The organism is Pseudotamlana haliotis (assembly GCF_008806375.1).
Lineage (GTDB): Bacteria > Bacteroidota > Bacteroidia > Flavobacteriales > Flavobacteriaceae > Pseudotamlana > Pseudotamlana haliotis.
In genome coordinates, this window is the sequence record NZ_WAAT01000028.1 from 180,292 (window position 1) to 201,047 (window position 20,756).

Consider the following 20,756-nt stretch of genomic DNA (forward strand, 5'->3'; position numbering starts at 1 on the left):
TATTGAAAATTGAAACAAAATGAAAATCGTGTCAAAAGGATGCAATATACGTAAAAATGCTTAATTTTTGTTTTAATTTTACATTGTTTAGAGTGTTTTGTGTTTCTTTTTGTAGTGTTGAGTTTCGTTTTTGTATGAAATTATTAACTATATAAAGATGAGTTTCTGTTTGTAGGTTTTTAGTTGACTTTTTTTATCGGAGAGACGGCACTCGTTAACGAACGATAGTCATTAAGTTAAATTGGATATCAGGAGTTCCAGGTTTCAAGTTGGGTGTTATCTCTGAAGAAAGGTTTGTGGGAAACAATCATCTGTGAAAATCTGTGGAATCTGTGTCTGAAATAATTCTCAACGAAATCTTAGCGTATCTCCATGTCGTAGAAAAATCTACCCCATAAGCCACTTAATAATACGCAACTTCATATCAGAATACGGACTATATTTTAAATTGGGTTCCAGCCAAAACGACTTGTGTAAAATACTTTTTTGATGAGAAAAAGTATCAAAGCCAGTTTTTCCATGATAAGCCCCTATACCACTTAGACCAACGCCTCCAAAAGGAAGTTTACTATTTGATAGATGCATAAGGCTATCATTAACAGCGCCTCCACCAAAAGACACTTCTTTTAAAATCTTTTTGATTTTTGTGTTACTCTTTGAGTAAATATAACAAGATAAAGGGCGTGGTTGGTCCTTTACTTTTTGAATGGCGTCATCAAGGTTGCTGAAAGAAATAACGGGTAGGATAGGGCCGAAAATTTCATCTTTCATGACGTCATCATCAAAAGCGACGTTGTTTAAGATGGCCGGACTTATAAAACGAGCATCCTTGTTGGTGTTTCCGCCAAAATAGAGTTTGTCTTGGTCAATAAGTTTAACTAAGCGTTCAAAATTTGTGGTGTTTATGATTTGTAAATAATTAGGCGCATCCGAATATTTTTGATCATAATGGCTTTCAATTTCAGTTTTTAAGGCTTCAAGGAAAGGTATTTCAATAGATTTTTCAACTAAAATATAATCGGGAGCCACACAGGTTTGTCCAGCATTTAGAAATTTTGCCCAAACAATACGTTTAGCGGTCATTTTGATATTCGTGTCCGCGAGTACGAAAGTTGGGCTTTTACCACCCAATTCAAGGGTTACAGGTGTTAAATGTTTCGCAGCAGCTTGGTAAACTATTTTGCCAACCTTGGTACTTCCAGTAAAAAATATTTTATCAAAACGGTGATTTAAAAGTTCGGTGGTTACATCAACGCCGCCTTCAACAACATGGAAATAGTTTTTAGGGAAATTGGAGTTGATGAGTTCTGCCATTACAGCTGACGTTTTCGTAGGAAGTTCGCTAGGTTTCAGTATCACCGTATTTCCTGCGGCTAGAGCTGTTATAGCTGGTAACAAAGACAATTGATAAGGGTAATTCCAGGCTCCAATCACTAACGTGTTTCCTAAAGGTTCGGGGATGATGTAGCTTTTCGCAGGGAAATTCACCAGACTTGTAGATACTCTTTTCTGTTTAGACCACTTCGGGGTATTTTTTATATAGCTGGATATCTCATGATAAACCAAGGATAGCTCTGTGACATAAGTTTCAAATTCCGACTTTCCGAAATCTTCATAAATAGCCTTATAGAATAAGTCTTCATTTTCTTTTAAAACATGTTTAAACCTTTTTAATTGTTCAATTCTAAAGGAAACAGCTTTAGTTTCGTCGGAATTAAAATAGTCTCGCTGCTGTTTTAATAGATTACCTAAGTCCATAAGTCACTGTTATTATTCAAAATTAAGCGATATTAACTGGCACTAACCACCCCTAGTGTATAAAGCATTTCCATAGTTGGTGTTTTACTTCCACCTGCAGGTTCTAAAGTGATCCCAAAGGCCTCACTATTATTACGGTTTTCTATTTCAAATATTTTATTGGCATCAGATGTGAAATTATCAATAGTCCCTAAACTCGTAGGTGTTAATGGGCTTAAAGTTAATGACCAAATTTGATAAACTTTGCCCTCTGGAGGTTCAGGTAAACCTTGAGCATCTAAAAATATACGGTTTGTGTTTTTATCCCAATATACTTTCGCATAAGTGTTTGAAAAATCACCTTGACCTGCCAGAGGTATTTTAGAGATATTGTCATCACGTAAAACCGTGATTAATGTATTTGCTTCTTCTAGGTTATTTTTAGAGTTTTCAATTTGAGTTTCTAATAGAGATTGTTGGGTTTCTGCAACCTGAATATCAGTCTGTAATTGTCTATTTTGACTAAGCGTCCAAAGTAATCCAGCACCTAAAATAAGGGATGCAGCCCAACCAGAATAGGTTATCCAATTGTATTTAGGTTTGTTAAGTGATACCACTAGGGTTTCATCGGTATCAAAACCTAAGCGTTTTTTTATAATGTTGTAAATATGCTCATTACTCTTTTGTGAAGTTGCAGCTGTTAGTTTTACAACTGCAGATTCAATATTTAAAACCTCTTGTAGTAATTCTGGATGTTTTTGCAAAAGGGCATAGATTTCCTCATTTTCTTGTTCAGAAAGTGTACCAGCCACATATAGCTCTAAAATTCCAGATTCTATGTATGCGTTTGTATCCATATTAATTTAAAACCAGGCTTCTAAGTTCATTAATGCAATTTCTGTTTCGAGTTTTTACCGTTCCAATGGGCATTTCTAATGCTTCAGAGGCTTCACTTTGTGTGTATCCTTTAAAGTAAAGTAATTCAATCACTTCAATACATTTTTTAGCTAGCTTACCCACATATTTTTTAATTCCAATAGCATCGGTGGATTTATCTAAGTTTTCACTGCTTTCAATGATATCTACGAAAAAATTAGCGTTGAGGTTTTGTTTTGATTTTTTGAAATTTTTAGAGCGCGTTTTATCAATAGCAGCATTTCTAGCTATGTTTAAAATCCATGTGAAAAAACGGCCTTTTTTACTAGAATAGCTATCAGCTTTATGCCATGCTTTAATGAACACATCTTGCATGACTTCTTCAGCAATTGCGTGATCTCTCACAATATTGAAAATAACACCATGCATGCTGTCTTTATACATGTGGTATAAGGTTTCAAAAGCTTTTTCGTCTTTTTTCTTGAAATTTTCAACAAGAAGGTCTATATCCATATGGGTGCAGTGGTTAGCGAAGTTTGGTTCTATTGCTGTTTAAAAATACTTAGTAATTTTTAGAGTTGCTATAAACTTTAAAGGCTATCAAACTCTAATATTTAGATAGCCTTTTAAAATATATGATGTTTAAAAAAGATTAGTTTTCACGTAAAAATGTGCTCACTTCAATAGCCACATCTTCCCAAGTTTTACTAACACCATCAGCTCCAGTATGTAAAGCTTCACAAGCTTTGTTTAATGAAGCTAGAGCGTCTAAAGCGTTCCATTCAGCTAAATTCATAGTTCCGTTTAGGGTTACACGTCTTTCATCAGTAATGGTTACATCCATTGGTAAATTTTGTGTTTCACCATTCATAGTAACTTCTGCAACTGCAGAACCATTCACGAATTTTAAGGTGCCTGTGATTAAATCGGTGTCTAGCATTGCTCCGAAAAAAGAAGCTTTAATTTTAGCGTCTCTGGTGTTTGTTGGGTCATTTGTAAAAAGACTACTCACAGGAATTGAAAAACTTAAATTATTTAAAGCTTCTTGAGGTGTTGCTCCTGATTGTTCATCAAACTTTAAGGTGGTAAACTCACCGCCAACGCCAACTTTATCGGTGGTTTTGTATGCGGTAAATGTGACCTTCGTAGCTTCTGGTTTTACAACAAATTTTGCTGCTGTTGAAGCTTCTGTAGTTTCAGCTGCTTTTGTTTCTTTTTTTTCATTCTTACAAGCGGTTAAACTTAGAGTAACAGCGATAAATAATAAGCTTAGTTTTTTCATTTTTAGTGATTTATTAATAAAAAATTCTTTTTGTAATTGGAGTTTTATTTTTAACAATATTGACTTAAAACCTATAGGGCTTTAATCAATCGGAAAGTTAGTAAATAATAAAGGAAATGCCTTGCCTACTATGACAAATATCATGTTTTAAAAGGGGATTTAACATTATTTTTGGAAAATTATTAGAAGATAATGTTAAGCGAATTCGTTCAAAAATATAATGTTCCAGGGCCTAGATATACGAGTTATCCAACTGTTCCGTATTGGGACAGTGCAACCTTTTCATTAGAAAAATGGAAAGCATCTTTGCAAAAATCTTTTTCAGAAAGTAATGCCAAAGAAGGTATTAGTCTTTATATTCATTTGCCCTTTTGCGAAAGTTTGTGCACGTTTTGTGGCTGTAATAAACGTATTACCAAGCAACATAACGTGGAATCGCCTTATATCACTGCCGTTTTAAAAGAATGGCAATTGTATTTAGAACTTTTTGACGAAAAACCCGTTATCAAGGAATTACACCTTGGTGGAGGTACGCCCACATTTTTTAGCCCCGAGCATTTAACACTACTGATTAACGGCCTTTTAAAATATGCTGTTCGTGCTAAAAATTATGAGTTTAGTTTTGAAGGGCACCCCAATAATACCACAAAAGCCCATTTGCAAGCTTTATATGATGTTGGTTTTAGACGTGTAAGCTACGGCGTTCAAGATTATAACGAAACCGTACAAAAAGCGATACATAGAATTCAGCCCTTTGAAAATGTAAAACAAGCGACCGAAATGGCTAGAAAAATTGGCTATACTTCGGTAGGGCATGATATCATTTTCGGATTGCCGTTTCAAAGCCTAGAACATGTTCAGGAAACCATTTTAAAAACGAAGGAATTACTTCCCGATAGGTTGGCGTTTTATAGTTATGCGCATGTGCCTTGGGTAAAAGGTAATGGGCAACGCGGTTTTAAGGATTCCGATTTGCCTTCTGCCGCATTAAAAAGAAAGCAGTACGAGCTCGGGAAACAGTTGTTAGCAGAAGTCGGTTATGAAGAAATTGGTATGGACCATTTTGCTTTAAAAACCGATGCTCTTTATAAATCTATGATTTCTGGCGATTTACATCGGAATTTTATGGGCTACACCGCCTCAAAAACACAAGCTATGATTGGGTTAGGTGTATCATCGATAAGTGATAGCTGGTATGGTTTTTCTCAGAATGTGAAGGCTATTGAAGACTATTATAAGCTTTTAGAAGCAGATACGATTCCTGTTTATCGCGGACATATTTTAAACGAGGAAGATTTAACCGTTAGAAAGCATATACTCAATTTAATGTGTCGTTTTGAGACGTCATGGACCACAGATACACTTTATTTTAAAGAATTACCAGATGTGCTGGTGAAGTTGGAAGAAATGGAGAAGGATGGTTTGCTCATAAGAACTAAAAATAGTGTTGAGGTTACAGAAAAAGGAAAGCCCTATGTGCGTAATATTTGTATGGCTTTTGATGTGCTTTTACAACGAAAACAGCCGCAAACACAGTTGTTTTCAATGACGATATAAAAAGATATAATTAATAAGTACCATGGAAAAAATTATTGTTCCTGTAGATTTTTCTGAACATTCAGAACATGCTTTGAATACCGCAGCCAAATTGGCTAAAAGGTATCAGTCTGAATTGTTGGTGCTTCATATGTTAGAAATGCCAGAGATGGTATTAACATCATCAGGGAAAGAGCAAAATGAAAAGGCCGGTTTTTTATTGCGCCTTACGGAACAAAAAATTGAGAAACTACTTAAAAAACCATTTTTACTTAACTTAAAAGTCACCCCAATTATTAAGCATTTTAAAATGTTTAGTGAGGTGAATGATGTAGCTATAAAAAATAGTGCCGAACTTATAGTAATGGGCACTCAAGGGGCTAGTGGATTTAAAGAAATGTTTATAGGTTCTAACACAGAGCGGGTGATTCGATATGCTGAAATACCTGTTTTAGCAGTCAAAAATAGAGTTGTAGATATCCAGTTTGGAGTCGTGGCTTTTGCCTGCGATTTCTCGGAAGCTTGTATTCCTGCCTACTTAAAAGCGGTAAAACTATTTGAAAAAATGGGTTCTAAAATTTACCCTGTTTACGTGAATTTACCTAATGATAATTTTAAAAGTTCTATTGAAATAGAAAATAAGGTCGCTGAATTTTTTATGAAGGCCTTTGGAAACCTAGACCGCATGGATGATGTTCACTATATTTCTGATTATAGTGTTAAGGAAGGGGTTTTGAATTTTGCTAATAAAATTGGAGCAGACCTCATAGCATTGCCCACACGCGGAAGAAAAGGTTTTGCGCATTTCTTTGAAGGAAGCATTGGTGAAGATGTTGCTAATCATGCCACTTTACCGGTTATGACATTTAAAATATAGAGGATAGAGAGAGTGAGAGAGTGAAGTAAACGTAGTGATGGCGTTTAACTTCGGAAGGGCAGCTAATTTTTTTAGCTGCTTTTTTCTTTTAATCTATTTTGAATGAGGCCTAGTGTTAAATAGAACCTGCAATGATATTAAATAAGCTGGCTTTGGTTTTAAAGAAATCGTTTTCCAAAGCAATGGCTTTGAGTTTAGCATCAATAAGCTTTGATTCCCTGGAGTTTACTAGAAAGAGTGAACTTTCACCTAAAAAGAATTTACGTTCTTCGGCCTCAAGCATTTTATTATAGTCGTTAACAATTTCGTCTGTGTAGGCGTTTTGTAAACGAAATGAGTTTAATTCTTGGTTAATGGCCGTTACTTTGTTTTTTAGGGACACTTTTGTGGTTTGTATTTCGAATTTGGTATCCTGAATTTTTAGTTCCGCGAGTTTTAAATCGGCGCGTTCTTTTCTTAAAAACAAAGGAAAGCTGATGTTGACACCACTTTTGTAATCTGATGTACTAAACGATCGTGCGACTTCAGGTGTTTGTGATAAGAAATTGTATTGTAAATCGATTTGAGGAAGTAAATTGTTTGTCTTTAGTCGTTTTTCAACGTTTAAACTTTGGAATTTATAGTCTAAAGATTGAAGCTTTGGGTGTTCGTTGTAATCTAGGTTTTCAATATCTAATATTGAAGTGTTTAGTGTATTATCGATGGTGTTTAAAGTATTGGTATCTGGAGTAATACCTTCTTGAATTTCAATTGGTGTATTTTCATTCAACCATAAATAATTAGAAAGTTCTAAAGAAGCTTTCATGTATTTTACTTTAGATTTTTCTAAATTTAATTTCCTGTTGTTTAGCGTAATTCGAGCTTCTAAAGTATCAATAGCAGGAACATCACCAACTTCATAACTCTTCTTGACACCGTCAAAACGTACTTGAGCATTGGTTAGAAAATCCTCATAAACCTGCTTTTCGTTATAGGTTTTTAACCAATTAAAATAGCTCAAAGTGGCTTCGTAAATGATATTATTGACTAATAATTGTCGGTCGGCCTTGGCTTGATTTATAAATAATTTTGATTGTTTTAGCATGGCCATACGCTTATTAATCAATAAGCCTTTGGCAACTGAAAACGAAACTCCAACACTGTAAAGGCCTTCATCAGGTGTGGTACTTTCTGGGTTTAAATAATACCCGGTATTTTCTTCAAAATTTCCCTTTAACTCGATACCGTACCATGTAGGTATTTTGAAAGCTGCATTTAATTTATCGTAATACTCGGTGTTTTTAAACTTTTTTCTACCGTAATCCACCTCTAATTTGGGGTCAAAGGCACCTCGAGCCTTCATTAATTTGGCTTCACTTTCATTAATGACGAGGTTCGCTTGTTTAACTACAGGGTGATACGATTTTACATACCCTAAATATTCAGGTAGGCTTATCACTTTCGTGCTGTCTTGTGCAGCAAGGAGGGCGCTAGTAAGTAATAGGATATGTAATAAAAATGCTTTCATTTTTGTATTTATTTAGAGCCTTCTTTTTTGTTTGTATGCGGTTGGTAATAATTGGGCGGGAAACTATTAATTTGACGCCAAAGTTCAAACCAAATAGGGACATCTTCTAATAAGGCTATAGTTCGAGCACCAGAACCGACTCTAATGGCTTCAGGCCATTTGTAATCTTCTTCATCAGGGGCTAGCAACACACGGTATTTGCCGTTAGTACTTATAAAATTTTCAATAGCTACAACTCGAGCACCATAAGTTCCGTAAGAGGCGTTTGGCCATCCGCTAAACACGATGGCAGGCCATCCGTCAAATTGTACACGGACTTTTTCACCGATATGTAGCAGTGGTAAATCTATTGGGCTCGCGTAAGTTTCAACCGCTAAATCATATTTTGCCGGCATGATACTCACTAAATCTTGCCCTTCTTTAAAAGTCACTCCAATACCACCGGTGTAGGCTCTGTTAATGTACCCATCTTGAGGCGCCGTAACGAAGAGTAAACTGTTACGTACTTTGTAATTAGAGTGGGCGTTTTCAAGTTTGGTAACCTGTGCCTGAGCATCATAACCACTAGATTGCGCGGTGTACATATCACTTTGTGCTTTTGAAATTTTATCGGCATAAGAAGCACTAATTCTAGAAAGTTCAAGCTGAGCGTTTAAAACTTCGTTCTGACTCGCAATGTATTTGTTTTCTTGTGAAATTAGTTTGGCCTGAGTTTCTTGTAGCTTTAAACGTTTTTCTTCAACATCCTTAACCGCTTTCAAGCCTTCCTGTTGAAGGGTTTCAATACGCTGAAACTGGCGTTCGGCAATATTCAAATTGGTTTTAGCAGCTTCTAAATCGATGCTGTCACTTTTTACCTTTAACCGAGCTTGTATTAATTTGTTTTCTGTTTGTTTGTTTTTTAATTTTTGCTCGTTAAGAATGGCGTTAATTTGTCTGTTTAAAGCTGCCACCTTGCCTTCATAAGCATTTACAGATGAAGATTTTGCTTCTATTTGTTGGTTGGTTCTTTCAACGAGTTTGTCATCAAAATAATCACTTTTCACTTCAGAAATTCTAAGAATCGTATCGCCTTTTTTTACATAATCACCTTCTTGTACAAACCACTCTTCAATACGTCCCGGAATTTGAGACATGATGTGCTGCGGACGCTGATCAGGCTTCAATGTAGTAACAACCCCATTACCGGTGATGTTTTGAGTCCATGGTAAGAAAAGCACAATCACACCAATAATCGCAATGGCTAATAAAAATTTATTAAGTTGCTTATAATAGTTTTTATTGAAAATATCCTTACTAGATTTAAAACGCGTTAAATCTACTTTTTTGTTTAATTGATTGTTAGAAATATTAAGCATAGTTTATAGATTTTGAAGCGTTGCGTTTCCTTTTTCTAAAGTCAATAATTCAGTACAGCTTTTAGCCCAGTTTGGATCATTACTGATAACAATAATGGCCCAAGGGTTATCTTTGTGTGTTAAAAAGTCTATGATATCTGAAGATTCTTCTTTAGAAGTCTTGTTTAAAGGTTTTTCAAGGATCAATAGTTTAGGCGCTTTTAAAATTGCTCGTGCTAAAATAATTTTCTTAGAAACTGTAGATGATAACTGATTCCCTTCCGCTTGAATAACGGTATGCAATCCGTTAGGTTGGTCTTTTATAAAATCTCTCAAACCGACTTTGTCTAAAATCTCAAATATTTTTTCGTCAGATATGGCTGGGTTTCCAAAAGTTAAATTCTCTCGAATGGAACCTTCAAAAGGCGTTTCTTCCGCAAAGGACACTCCAACTTGTGATCGGTAATGGTTTAAGTTTATACTACCTATAGACATGTTATTGATGTAAACAGCACCAGATGTTGGCTCTAAAACCCCTGCAATGAGTTTTAGTAAAGTCGATTTTCCACTACCGCTTTCACCGGTAATCAGGATGCGGCTTTTCTTGGTGATTTTTAAGGAAATGTTGTTTAAAATGGGTTTGCTTTTGTTTGCCAATGCATAGGAAACTTGATCCAGTTCCACATTTAAACCATCTTTAAAAATAGGCATATCGCCGTCTTGACTTTCCATCTCTTTGTCAACGACCTGACCTATCTTTTCAATAGAAGTTAAGGCATCATAAAAAGATTCTAAGCCAAGAATTAATTTTTCAACAGAACCTATAATTAATAAGATGATGATTTCGGCAGCAACAAACTGACCGATATTCATTTCTTGATTTAAAACCAAAGCACCGCCAATAAGTAATAAACTTGCCGTGACAATCACTTTAAAGCTTATCATTTGAATAAACTGCAACTTGAGTATTTTAAAGTGACTTTCCCTAGATTTTAAATACTCACTAACGAGTTCATCATTTTTATTAAGTCCTAAACTGGTGCTTCCAGATAATTTGAAACTGGTTATCGTTCTGGCAATCTCTTGAATCCAGTGGGCGACTTTGTATTTGTTTTTAGATTCTTTTAAGCTCGTGTCTAAACCTTTTCTGGCTGTAAATTTAAAAATCACAAAGATTAAAATAAGAAGTAAAACACCAAATATGATGAAAAACGAGTGGTAGAAAGCCAGTAGTATTAAAGCAAAAATCGTTTGTAAAACAGCAGTAGGTACATCGATAAGAATTTTTGATAAACTCTTTTGAAAGGTGATAGTGTCAAAAAAGCGGTTTGCTAATTCAGGTGGGTGATAATTTTGTAATTCCGACATTTTTATCTTCGGAAAACGGTAGCTTAACTCAAATGAGGAACGCATAAAAACACGTTGTTGAATGGTTTCTAAAATACGCAACTGCATGATTTGTAAACCTCCAGCAAAAGCCACTCCAACGGTAACCAAAACAACCAAAACAATCCATGAGGTTGAAACCTGCGCCCCTTGAATAAGGTTAATAATAGCCTGAATACCTAAAGGAAGTGATAAAGAAATCACACCAGAAAATATAGCGTAGTAGAATATTTGTAATATATCCTTTTTTTCAAGTTCTATCAAACCTAAAAAACGTTGCCAAGGTGTCTTTGTGGGTTCCGTCATAGTTATAATTTTAAGGTGTTTAATGTCAAATTAGTGAAAAAGCAAGAAGGGTGAATCTCTTCGTTACAAGTGGTTGTTTTTGGTAAATGCTCTTTTAAAAAGTGTTGGTGCAAACTGCCTTCAATAATGGTACTTGCTAATGAGTAAGTAAAGATGTAATTTGGTGCAGCTTCGGTAATCATGGTGCTTAAGCGTGCTACCAAACGTTTGTAAATTTCAAAATAACCCGCTTTATTTTCCTGGTCCACTTCTTTAGTTAAAAAGGATTTGTAGCTTTCGTTAATAATGATATTGTTTAATGTGATTTCGTTGATATGTGAATAATTAGAGTCCTTCTCCGTAGTGCGGCATAGGATAAATATGGCCTTTTCAAGCTTTTCTTTTTTGTCTTGAATACTATAGGTTTCAATAACTACTTGATATTCTAACCAAGCCCAATACCAAGACGATAAATACAGTAATAATTTATGCTTGTTTTCAAAATAACGGTAAATAGAACTTTCGTTAGAACCAATTGCTGTACCTAATTTTTTAAAGGTGAAAGCTTCAAAGCCAATATTATCTAATAAATGGATGCTGTGTTGTATGATACGTTTGCCTAATGCTGAAGATTCGGGGTCTTTAACGTAAATTTGGTCTGGGACCGAAATTTTAAGGTTAGCAAGAAGGTTGCGCATAAACAGTTATTTTAAATGTCAAAAATAATAGTAATACTATTAACAGGTGCAATTATAGCTATTATAAATTTTTATTGTTAATCAATAAAATCTATTTAATAATTATTTAACATAGGTTTGATTTAAGGTAGATTGTTATTCTGTTTGTTAGCTAATTTTTTTGAGGTTGTTATTGTTCCTCATATTGGTTATAAATTTAGAAGATTAAGTGCTCTCGTTACTTGAGTCTCGTTCTTTCGAAATGCGAAAGCACTTACAATCGTTATGGTTAGTGGCAGTCTATTTCATTAGTTATACCGTCATAAACAGGAGCAGGAGAGAGGTAAGGAATCCCCAAGCCAAGTCCACGAACAATAAATAAAAGGCCAATAATCACAATAAAAGCAGGAATTAAATTTTGGATGCGTTGTCTTGTTTTTCCTTTTAAAAACTGACTAAAATAAATGGCTGTAGTCATTAACGGGATGGTGCCTAATCCAAAAACGGCCATATACAAACTTCCTGAAGCCGTGTTTCCGCTAGCAATAGCCGCAAAAACCGCCATGTAAACGAGGCCACATGGTAAAAAACCGTTTAAAAAACCAATGGTTAGAAAGGTGTCGTAGCTTTTTCTTTTTATAGCTTTTCCTAGTGCTGATTTGATTTTAGAAATGCCACGATAAATGGGTTTTGAAGCGTTGTATTTATTAAATATTCTCTTCGGAATAAAAACCACAAGAATCATTAATACTCCAATGACGATAGATAGCTGTTGCTGAAAACCAAAAAGGTAAAATTGTTTGCCTATAAAGCCAAAAATGAGCCCAATAATACTGTAAGACAGCAGGCGCCCGAAGTGATAAATAAATATTTGGCTGACTTTTTTGGCTTGATTAGAACGGTCTACGGGAAGCATAAAAGCGATAGGGCCACACATACCCACGCAGTGAAAACTGCCTAATAAGCCTAATATGAATGCCGAAACCAGCATATTAAAGGTGTATTTCTTCCTTGAAAAGATAATCTTCCTTTTGGTATGTCCATTCGATTCTAAGGTCCCAACGTCCATCAACCAAGCGTTTGTCTGAAATCAATAATTCAGAGCCCTCTAAATTTATTGGCGTTTCAAAATCTAACTTTTTACTAGAAGGGCGGTAAAGCATTACTTTTCCTGTGATGTTTTTATAGTCTAAATCTTTAGGAAAATAGACAACAAGGCCTTCCGGACTTTTTCTATAGCTGATGTTCTCTTTTAATGTTTTAGCGTTGTTTAAACGGTCTATATCGTTTTGATAAGCCAATTCAACCCCGTAATAATCTTCAGTAACCAATTCATGGTCGTAGGCCTTATCTACATTCATTGTAATCACAAAATATAGAATGAAGGATATAAATCCCACAAAGGCTAATACGATGCTTGTTCCCCAGTTTATTTTCATTGTGTTTTAATTAAAAGTGAATAATGAAAAATTTAAATTTAGTAATTGCTTATATTTTATAACAGCTTGAGTTGTTAAAGTGTTACTTCTCCATTGTTTTTTAGAGGAACAAGTCAACACATATTAAACGTAAAGCCACCCAAGCTACTAATACTAACTATAATATTTTGTTATTTTATTTGTTGACCCCTCTAACGGATAAATATTAATTATTCCCTTTTAATTTTTAATTCACTACTTAAAACTCCGTGGCCCCAAAAAGTTAGCCGTAGTCGTTTCTATCAAATCATCACCTTCATAAACGCCTATTTCTATTTTATTTCGGTCACCTGTTAAGGCTGAATTATTAATTTCAACGAACAAGGTGCCTTCAGCTAGGCCTTGACTAGGCACATGAAGTTTGTTGGTAGTCGCAACAATTTTAAGCGTGCCTTTATGTGATAGTAATTTAAGGGTGACATCATCAAAATCGCGTGTGGTTTTGTTAACGAGTTTATAGGTAAAAACATTACTAATGATGTTGTTGTCTTTGTGCTCATAAAGTTGTCCTGGAAGCCTTAAAACATTGGCTTCAATATCATTTCTTAGGAATAACATACCGGTTAACAATCCAGTAAGAATGACTAAAACAGCGGTATAACCTTTTAAACGTGGTGTGAATTTAAACTTGGCTTTTTTCTCTATTTCTTCCTCGCTGGCATAACGTATCAAACCTTTTGGTAAGTTGATGCTTTCCATGATATGGTCGCATTCATCTATACAGGCGGTACAGTTGACGCATTCAAGCTGTGTACCGTTACGAATATCTATTCCGGTAGGGCAGACGTTTACACATTGTTTACAGTCGATGCAATCACCATGACCTAAGGCATCACGATCTTCGTTTTTCTTGAATTTTTTTCTTCCGTTTTCGGCTTCACCACGTTTGTGGTCGTAGGCAACAACAATAGACTTGGTGTCTAAAAGCACCCCTTGTAGTCTTCCGTAAGGGCAAGCAATGATACATACCTGTTCTCTAAACCACGCAAAAATAAAGTAGAAGACCGCCGTGAAAATGATGAGTGAAACTAAAGTGCTCAAATGAGCACTTGGTCCGGCTTTGATGTATTGAATGAGTTTATCGCTCCCTATTAAATAGGCCAAGAATACATTGGCAATAATGAAAGAAATGAGTAAAAATATAAAGAGTTTTAACCCTTTTTTTCTGATTTTTTCGGCATTCCAAGGTTGTTTCGCCAAGCGCATTTGTTTACCGCGGTCGCCTTCAATCCAAAATTCAATACGGCGGAATACCATTTCCATAAAAATGGTTTGCGGGCAAACCCATCCGCAAAAGATTCTACCAAAAGCCACGGTAAAAAGGGCGATAAATATCACGCCAATAATCATGGAGATGACAAATAAGTAAAAATCTTGAGGCCAAAACGGGAATCCGAATATATTAAAACGACGTTCTAATACATTAAACATTAAAAACTGGTTGCCGTTCACCTTGATGAAAGGTGCTGTGATTAAAAATGTTAATAATACGTAGCTAACATATTTACGGTATTTGTAGAGTTTGCCGTTAGGTTTTTTAGGAAATACCCATGCGCGCTTACCGTCTTTGGTAACCGTGCCAATTGAATCTCTAAATGTTTCGTTGTCTTGCGGTTCCAAATCTTTTTGAATTAAGACCCCATGAGCTGGTGACTCATGAGGTCATGTTTAATGTAATTAATCTAGTTTTATTCGCTTATAACTTCAGCAGGTACTTCTGCTTCCGTTTGTAGGGTTGAATCTGGTTGAACTTCAGCTTCGCCTTCCTCAGAAGTTTCTGTTGGTGCTTCCGAAGCATCGCCAGCATTTGGGTCTACGATAATATCACCTTCAGCTACTTTAGGATTTGCTGGGGTTGTACCTTGAAAGGTTAAAACGTAACTAGCAACCTGCGCAATTTCTAAAGGTTTTAACTGGGCTTTCCAAGCAATCATACCTTTTCCTGAGCGACCACCTTCAGAAATGGTGTGGAATATACTTTTAATATCGCCACCTAGAATCCAGTGGTTGTCTGTTAAATTCGGACCAATACCACCGCCACCATCAGCCATGTGACAAGCCACACAGTTGGTTTGGAAAACGTTTTTACCAGCGGTTAAATCGGATGCCTCTGTAAGAATGGTTACTGTATTCACATCTACCAAGCCTTTAGCGGTTTTCTTGTAGGCTTCAATGGCTACTTGAGCTTCAGCAATCTCTTCATTTAATTCTTCAATTTGATTTTGACCGCCAAAAACTTCATATCTAATGAGGTAAACCACTGCAAAAACAATGGAGATGTAAAAGGCGTATTTCCACCAAGGTGGTAAATCATTATCTAATTCCTTAATGCCATCATAACTGTGGTCAAGAATGATTTCACCTTCTTGTTCAATAGGTTTAGAACCTAATAATTTGATGTACGTGTCTTTCAGCCAAGTTATTTTTGCCGATTTATTTTTTTCTGCTATAAATTTGGCTTTGGCCTCAGGAGATAACTTCTGAAACATCACATTTTCCAGAGAGCCTACAATACCTTCTATAGCAATTAATATAAAAAGCACCAAAAGTAAGAACAGTAATACGGCTGGATATTTTACAAAAGCGGGTTGTTTTCCTGAATCTACAAAAAATTCGACCGTTCCTAGAATGATAAAAAATAGGACCGGAACACGAATCCAAGATGGTATTAAATTTTTCATGATATGTCGTCGTTTTGGTGGTTGTCTAAAGGTATATTGCTCACTCTGTTGATGTATTCTTTTTTGGCGGTAATTACCCACCAAAACAAGGCTACAAAAAAGATGAAAAAGATTAATAAAGAGATTATCGGGAAGATTTCTATCCCGGCAATACTCTCCATATGGTTTTTTATATATTTTAACATGTTTGCCGTTTTTAGGTCGTTATTCTTGTGTGGTTTCCACTTTAATATCGGTTCCTAATCGCTGTAAATAAGCAATCATAGCAACGATTTCTCTGTCTTTCATTTCAATAAAGTCTTCGCCGTTGGCCGCCGCCGCTTTCTTGTCAGATTCGTAAGCTGTTACAAAATCGGGGTCAGCATATAAATTCTTTTCAATTTGAGCACCTTGAGCGTCCATGCTTTGTTGGGCGTTGGCAATTTCTTCTTCGGTGTAAGGTACACCTAAGCTTACCATGGCTTCCATTTTAGTTTTGGTCATCGATTTGTCTAATCGGCTACTTTCTCCAGTAATTAACCAAGGGTAACGTGGCATGATAGAACCTGATGAGGTACTCTGCGGGTCGTACATGTGGTTAAAGTGCCAGTTATCTGAATATTTCTGACCAATACGGTGTAAATCTGGCCCCGTACGCTTAGATCCCCATAAAAACGGGTGGTCGTAAACATATTCTCCGGCTTTAGAGTATTCGCCGTAGCGTTCAACTTCATGTCTAAATGGTCTAATCATTTGCGAGTGACAACTCACACAACCTTCTCTAATATAAATATCACGCCCTTCTAATTCAAGCGGTGTATAAGGTTTTACACTAGCAATGGTTGGGATGTTTGATTTTACCATAATGGTTGGTACAATTTGAATGATACCACCAATTAAAATAGCAATAGTCGCTAAAATGGTTAATTGAATAGGTCTACGCTCTAACCAAGTGTGCCAACCTTCACCTGCTGTACGCTTGTTGGTTACTTTTTCAAGAGCAGGGGCTTCTGCTAATTCATCTTGTACCGCAGTACCTTGTTTAATGGTTACAATGACGTTATAAACTAAGACGAACATCCCTATAATGTATAAAGAACCTCCAATAGCACGCATCCAGTACATAGGCATAATTTCGGTTACCGTTTCAAGAAAGTTACCGTAAACTAAAGTTCCGTCTGGATTAAATTGTTGCCACATTGAGTACTGTGTAAATCCAGCAACATATAAAGGAAGGGCATACATAATGATTCCTAGAGTACCTAACCAAAAGTGTAAGTTGGCTAAGGCAGTAGAGTATAATTTTGTTTTAAATAACCTTGGAATTAGGTAGTAAATAATACCAAAAGCCATAAAGCCGTTCCAGGCTAAGGCGCCAACGTGTACGTGTGCAATAATCCAATCGGTAAAGTGTGCTACAGCATTGACGTTTTTTAAGGATAATAAAGGCCCTTCAAAGGTGGCCATACCGTAACCTGTAATGGCTACAACCATAAATTTTAAAACCGGGTCTGTACGTACTTTATCCCAAGCACCACGCAGGGTTAGTAGTCCGTTAATCATACCACCCCAAGATGGCATAAGTAACATTACTGAGAATGCCACGCCTAAATTTTGAGCCCATTCTGGTAAAGCGGTATATAATAAGTGGTGTGGTCCAGCCCAGATATAAATAAATATTAAGGACCAGAAGTGTACAATAGAAAGTCTATACGAGTAAACAGGTCGGTTTGCAGCTTTAGGCACAAAGTAATACATGAGTCCTAAAAACGGTGTGGTTAAAAAGAAGGCCACAGCATTGTGTCCATACCACCATTGTACTAAGGCATCTTGAACTCCAGCGTAAACCGAGTAACTTTTCATAGCACTCACAGGCAGTTCAATATTATTAAAAATATGAAGGACAGCAACGGTAACAAAAGTGGCGATGTAGAACCAAATAGCTACGTAAAGGTGACGTTGTCTACGTTTTAAGATCGTCCAAATCATATTGATACCAAAAACCACCCAAACCACAGCAATAGCAATGTCTATAGGCCATTCTAATTCGGCGTATTCTTTTGAAGAAGTATAACCTAAAGGCAGTGAGATCGCGGCAGACACAATAATAAGTTGCCACCCCCAGAAGTTAATGTTACTCAATAAATCACTGGCCATACGGGCTTTTAGTAATCGCTGAAGTGAATAATAAATACCAGCAAACATGGCATTACCTACAAAGGCAAAAATAACGGCGTTAGTATGTAATGGTCTTAATCGCCCAAAACTTAGCCATGAAATGCCATCGGTAAGATTAGGGAATAAAAACAAAAAGGCAAGTAGTAAACCTACTGCCATGCCCACCACACCAAATACTATTGTAGCGTAGATAAATTTGGTTACGATTTTATTATCGTAATGAAACTGTTGCATTTCCATAGTTGAGAATTAGTCTTTTTTGGTTAGAATTGATTTTTTTGGTTTTTCTTTTACGAGTTCGTCTTCAAATAACATGCGAACCGAAGGCGTGTAGCTATCGTCAAACTGACCACTTTTTACAGCAACAATGAAGGCTATAAAGAAGCCAATGGCTACTATGATGCTGATAGTTAGTAAGATGTATATGACGCTCATATTGTGGTTCGTAAGGTTGTTTTAGTATTCAAATATATTTTGATAGCGCTTTCTAAAATATGACATTTATCATGTTTTTTCAACCTTATCGTGAATTTTTTTTCCTACGAAGTTAGTGCATAATGTAGTAAAAACAACAATGCTAATCGAACTTAAAGGCATTAATATGGCGGCTATTACTGGTAGTAATTGCCCTGTAACCGCAAAATAGAGTCCGATGCAGTTGTAAATCAGGGACAAAACAAAGCTCCATTTGATAATTTTTATAGCCGATTTTGACGCTTTTATAAAGTCGTAAAGTAAGGTGAAATTACTAGCGTCTAAAATGGCATCACAAGCAGGGGAGAACACATTCACATTTTCTGAAATGGCTACACCAACATCGCTTTGGGCTATGGCCCCGGCATCGTTTAATCCGTCGCCAATCATGAGGACTTTAGCACCAGAATTTTGATGGTGTTTGATGTACTCTAATTTGTCTTCAGGTTTTTGGTTGAAGAGCAACTTGGTTTTTGCAGGAAGGAGTTTGGTGAGGTTTTTTTCTTCTCCAGAATTATCACCCGATAGTATGACCAAATCATAAGAAGGCTTTAATTGATTGAAGAGTTTTGAGAGTCCTTTGCGGTAACGGTTGTAAAAGGTAAAGCGTCCTTTGTATTTGTTATTTGTACTTACGTGAACCGCAGTGATTAATGATTTTCCTTCGGAAGTATGGCCTACAAAAGCACCTGAGCCAATTTTAATTGAATCTTTGTTGTGCTGTGCGGAAATACCTTTGCCTATATGTTCTTGGTAGTTTTCAATGGTTACAATATCGTGTTCATTTAAAAGGGTATATAAAGAACGGCTTAGAGGATGGTTTGAATTCCGTAAAGTACTTTTAAGAAAGACTTCTTCATCTGAAGATAATTGAGCGCCTTCATATTCAATACTCGTTTCTTTATTTGCAGTAATGGTTCCCGTTTTATCGAAAATGATGGTGTTTATTTGAGCCAGTTGCTCAATCACTGATGCATTTTTAGCATAAAACTTTTGCTTGCCAAAAATACGGAGTATGTTGCCTAAAGTAAAGGGCGCGGCTAAAGCAATGGCACAAGGACAGGCGATAATAAGCACTGCGGTAAAAACGTTCATGGCTTTAGAACTATCGTTTACTAACCAATAAGCCGTGGCTATAATGGCTATACTTAAAATAGCCAGCGTAAAGCGCTTACTAATGGTGTTGGTTAGGGTAGTAAAAGCGTCTTCTTTATTGATGTTAAACACATCGTTGCTCCAAAGTTGTGTGAGGTAACTCTGCTCAACACTTTTTAAAACATCTACTTCAATACTGCCTTCTACTTGTTTTCCTCCGGCATAGAGTTTGTTGCCAGATTGTTTTGAAACGGCTTCAGATTCACCGGTAACAAAACTGTAATCGATGCGAGCCCTTCCGTTAATTAAAATACAATCTACAGGAATGAGCTCTTCGTTTCTTATAAGCAGTCGGTCGCCTTTTTTGATGTCATAAACCTGAATGGAAATTTCGTCACCTTCAGCTGTGATTTTAGTGATTCCGATTGGGAAATAAGATTTGTAATCACGTTCAAATGATAAAAAGCTGTAGGTTTTCTGTTGAAAAAACTTTCCGAGAAGGAGAAAAAATATTAACCCCGCAAGGCTATCAAAAAATCCTGTTCCTAAATCCAGAATGATTTCGGCTGTGCTTCTTATGAACAATACCGCAGCCCCCAAAGCAATAGGCACATCAATATTTAAAATACCCGATTTTAGACCTTTATATGCTGAAATAAAATAATCTTGGGCTGAGTAAAACACCACGGGTAATGAAAAGCTAAACATGAGCCACCTGAAAAGTGGTTTAAATTGTTCGAGCCAAAATTCATCCACTTGAAAATATTCCGGAAAGGATAAAAACATGATGTTTCCGAAGGCAAAACCAGCCACGCCTAGTTTGTAAATGAGCGAACGGTCTATATTCTTTTTGCCAACCGAATAATCGTCTAAGCTAATAAAAGGTTCGTAGCCAATACGACTGAGGAGCTGCACCAGTGCTTTTAAGGAAATTTGATTAGTGTTATAAGTAATACGGACGGTTTTCTTCCCAAAATTCACCATTGATGATGAAATGGCTGGGTTTAACTTGTTTAAGTTTTCTAAAACCCAAATGCAAGAGCTGCAGTGAATATGCGGAATGTATAAACTAACAATTTGAGTGTTGTCGTCGTTAAATTCAAGGAGGCTTTCTACAATTTTGGCATTGTCTAGAAAGTTGTATTTGCCTTCTACATCCTTAGGTGTAGTACCAGGAGCATTTTGCAGCTCGTAGTATGAGGTTAAATCGTTATCTGAAAAGATTTCGTAAACCGTTTTACAACCCTGGCAACAAAAAGATTTTTCATCATAAATGATTTCCGAATCTGCAGCATCAAGTCCGCAGTGGAAACATGTTTTAGGTTCCATAAATTTAAAAAGGCATTTCTAGCTGTTGACAAAATTGAAAAA

General features: G+C 36.1%; 18 protein-coding genes. 2 read left to right on the forward strand and 16 right to left on the reverse strand.

Going from position 1 to position 20,756, the window contains the following annotated elements; translation table 11 throughout:
- Window positions 1–387: 387 nt before the first annotated feature.
- The 4 genes from F6U93_RS04940 to F6U93_RS04955 all read right to left on the reverse strand — a co-directional run bounded on the left by F6U93_RS04940 (window position 388) and on the right by F6U93_RS04955 (window position 3,895).
- Window positions 388–1,758: an aldehyde dehydrogenase gene (locus tag F6U93_RS04940; protein WP_150937423.1), complete on the reverse strand. Its 1,371-nt coding sequence runs from the start codon at window positions 1,756–1,758 to the stop codon at window positions 388–390.
- Between the two features lie 32 nt (window positions 1,759–1,790).
- On the reverse strand, window positions 1,791–2,594 hold the full coding sequence (locus tag F6U93_RS04945; RefSeq protein WP_150937425.1) for an anti-sigma factor: 804 nt from the start codon (window positions 2,592–2,594) through the stop codon (window positions 1,791–1,793).
- 1 nt (window position 2,595) lies between these two features.
- Entirely contained in the window at window positions 2,596–3,126 is a 531-nt protein-coding gene (locus tag F6U93_RS04950) for an RNA polymerase sigma factor (RefSeq protein WP_150937428.1), read from the reverse strand.
- A 139-nt stretch (window positions 3,127–3,265) separates the two neighbouring features.
- Window positions 3,266–3,895, reverse strand: coding sequence for a YceI family protein (locus F6U93_RS04955; protein WP_150937430.1), 630 nt, complete (start codon window positions 3,893–3,895; stop codon window positions 3,266–3,268).
- Window positions 3,896–4,087: 192 nt separating this feature from the next.
- Between F6U93_RS04955 and hemN the strand changes: the two genes are divergently transcribed.
- Window positions 4,088–5,452 (forward strand): oxygen-independent coproporphyrinogen III oxidase, encoded by a 1,365-nt coding sequence (hemN, locus tag F6U93_RS04960; protein ID WP_150937432.1) that lies wholly within the window; start codon window positions 4,088–4,090, stop codon window positions 5,450–5,452.
- Between the two features lie 22 nt (window positions 5,453–5,474).
- Window positions 5,475–6,308, forward strand: a complete 834-nt coding sequence (locus tag F6U93_RS04965) for a universal stress protein (protein WP_150937435.1) — start codon at window positions 5,475–5,477, stop codon at window positions 6,306–6,308.
- A 115-nt stretch (window positions 6,309–6,423) separates the two neighbouring features.
- On the opposite strand, the gene F6U93_RS04970 is transcribed toward F6U93_RS04965, so the two are convergent.
- From F6U93_RS04970 to F6U93_RS05025, 12 genes are all read right to left on the reverse strand, one after another.
- The gene (locus tag F6U93_RS04970) at window positions 6,424–7,815 is read right to left on the reverse strand and encodes a TolC family protein (protein ID WP_150937439.1); all 1,392 of its coding nucleotides are present in this window, start codon (window positions 7,813–7,815) and stop codon (window positions 6,424–6,426) included.
- 8 nt (window positions 7,816–7,823) lie between these two features.
- The gene (locus tag F6U93_RS04975) at window positions 7,824–9,173 is read right to left on the reverse strand and encodes an HlyD family secretion protein (protein WP_150937441.1); all 1,350 of its coding nucleotides are present in this window, start codon (window positions 9,171–9,173) and stop codon (window positions 7,824–7,826) included.
- 3 nt (window positions 9,174–9,176) lie between these two features.
- Window positions 9,177–10,844: a peptidase domain-containing ABC transporter gene (locus F6U93_RS04980; protein ID WP_150937443.1), complete on the reverse strand. Its 1,668-nt coding sequence runs from the start codon at window positions 10,842–10,844 to the stop codon at window positions 9,177–9,179.
- Window positions 10,845–10,846: 2 nt separating this feature from the next.
- Entirely contained in the window at window positions 10,847–11,521 is a 675-nt protein-coding gene (locus tag F6U93_RS04985) for a TetR/AcrR family transcriptional regulator (RefSeq protein ID WP_150937445.1), read from the reverse strand.
- A gap of 268 nt (window positions 11,522–11,789) precedes the next feature.
- Window positions 11,790–12,491, reverse strand: coding sequence for a sulfite exporter TauE/SafE family protein (locus F6U93_RS04990; RefSeq protein WP_150937447.1), 702 nt, complete (start codon window positions 12,489–12,491; stop codon window positions 11,790–11,792).
- A 1-nt stretch (window position 12,492) separates the two neighbouring features.
- The gene (locus F6U93_RS04995) at window positions 12,493–12,939 is read right to left on the reverse strand and encodes a FixH family protein (protein WP_150937449.1); all 447 of its coding nucleotides are present in this window, start codon (window positions 12,937–12,939) and stop codon (window positions 12,493–12,495) included.
- A 234-nt stretch (window positions 12,940–13,173) separates the two neighbouring features.
- Entirely contained in the window at window positions 13,174–14,598 is a 1,425-nt protein-coding gene (gene ccoG / locus F6U93_RS05000; protein WP_150937450.1) for a cytochrome c oxidase accessory protein CcoG, read from the reverse strand.
- Between the two features lie 68 nt (window positions 14,599–14,666).
- Window positions 14,667–15,659, reverse strand: coding sequence for a cbb3-type cytochrome c oxidase N-terminal domain-containing protein (locus F6U93_RS05005; RefSeq protein ID WP_150937452.1), 993 nt, complete (start codon window positions 15,657–15,659; stop codon window positions 14,667–14,669).
- Window positions 15,656–15,844 carry a CcoQ/FixQ family Cbb3-type cytochrome c oxidase assembly chaperone gene (locus tag F6U93_RS05010; RefSeq protein ID WP_150937454.1) on the reverse strand — a complete coding sequence of 63 codons (189 nt, stop codon included), beginning with the start codon at window positions 15,842–15,844 and terminating at the stop codon, window positions 15,656–15,658. The genes F6U93_RS05005 and F6U93_RS05010 overlap by 4 nt, the downstream gene beginning before the upstream one ends.
- Before the next feature lie 19 nt (window positions 15,845–15,863).
- Window positions 15,864–18,056: a cytochrome-c oxidase, cbb3-type subunit I gene (gene ccoN / locus F6U93_RS05015; protein WP_150937456.1), complete on the reverse strand. Its 2,193-nt coding sequence runs from the start codon at window positions 18,054–18,056 to the stop codon at window positions 15,864–15,866.
- Between the two features lie 9 nt (window positions 18,057–18,065).
- Window positions 18,066–18,251, reverse strand: a complete 186-nt coding sequence (gene ccoS, locus F6U93_RS05020; RefSeq protein WP_150937458.1) for a cbb3-type cytochrome oxidase assembly protein CcoS — start codon at window positions 18,249–18,251, stop codon at window positions 18,066–18,068.
- Between the two features lie 69 nt (window positions 18,252–18,320).
- Window positions 18,321–20,714, reverse strand: coding sequence for a heavy metal translocating P-type ATPase (locus tag F6U93_RS05025; protein ID WP_150937460.1), 2,394 nt, complete (start codon window positions 20,712–20,714; stop codon window positions 18,321–18,323).
- Window positions 20,715–20,756 lie beyond the last annotated feature (42 nt).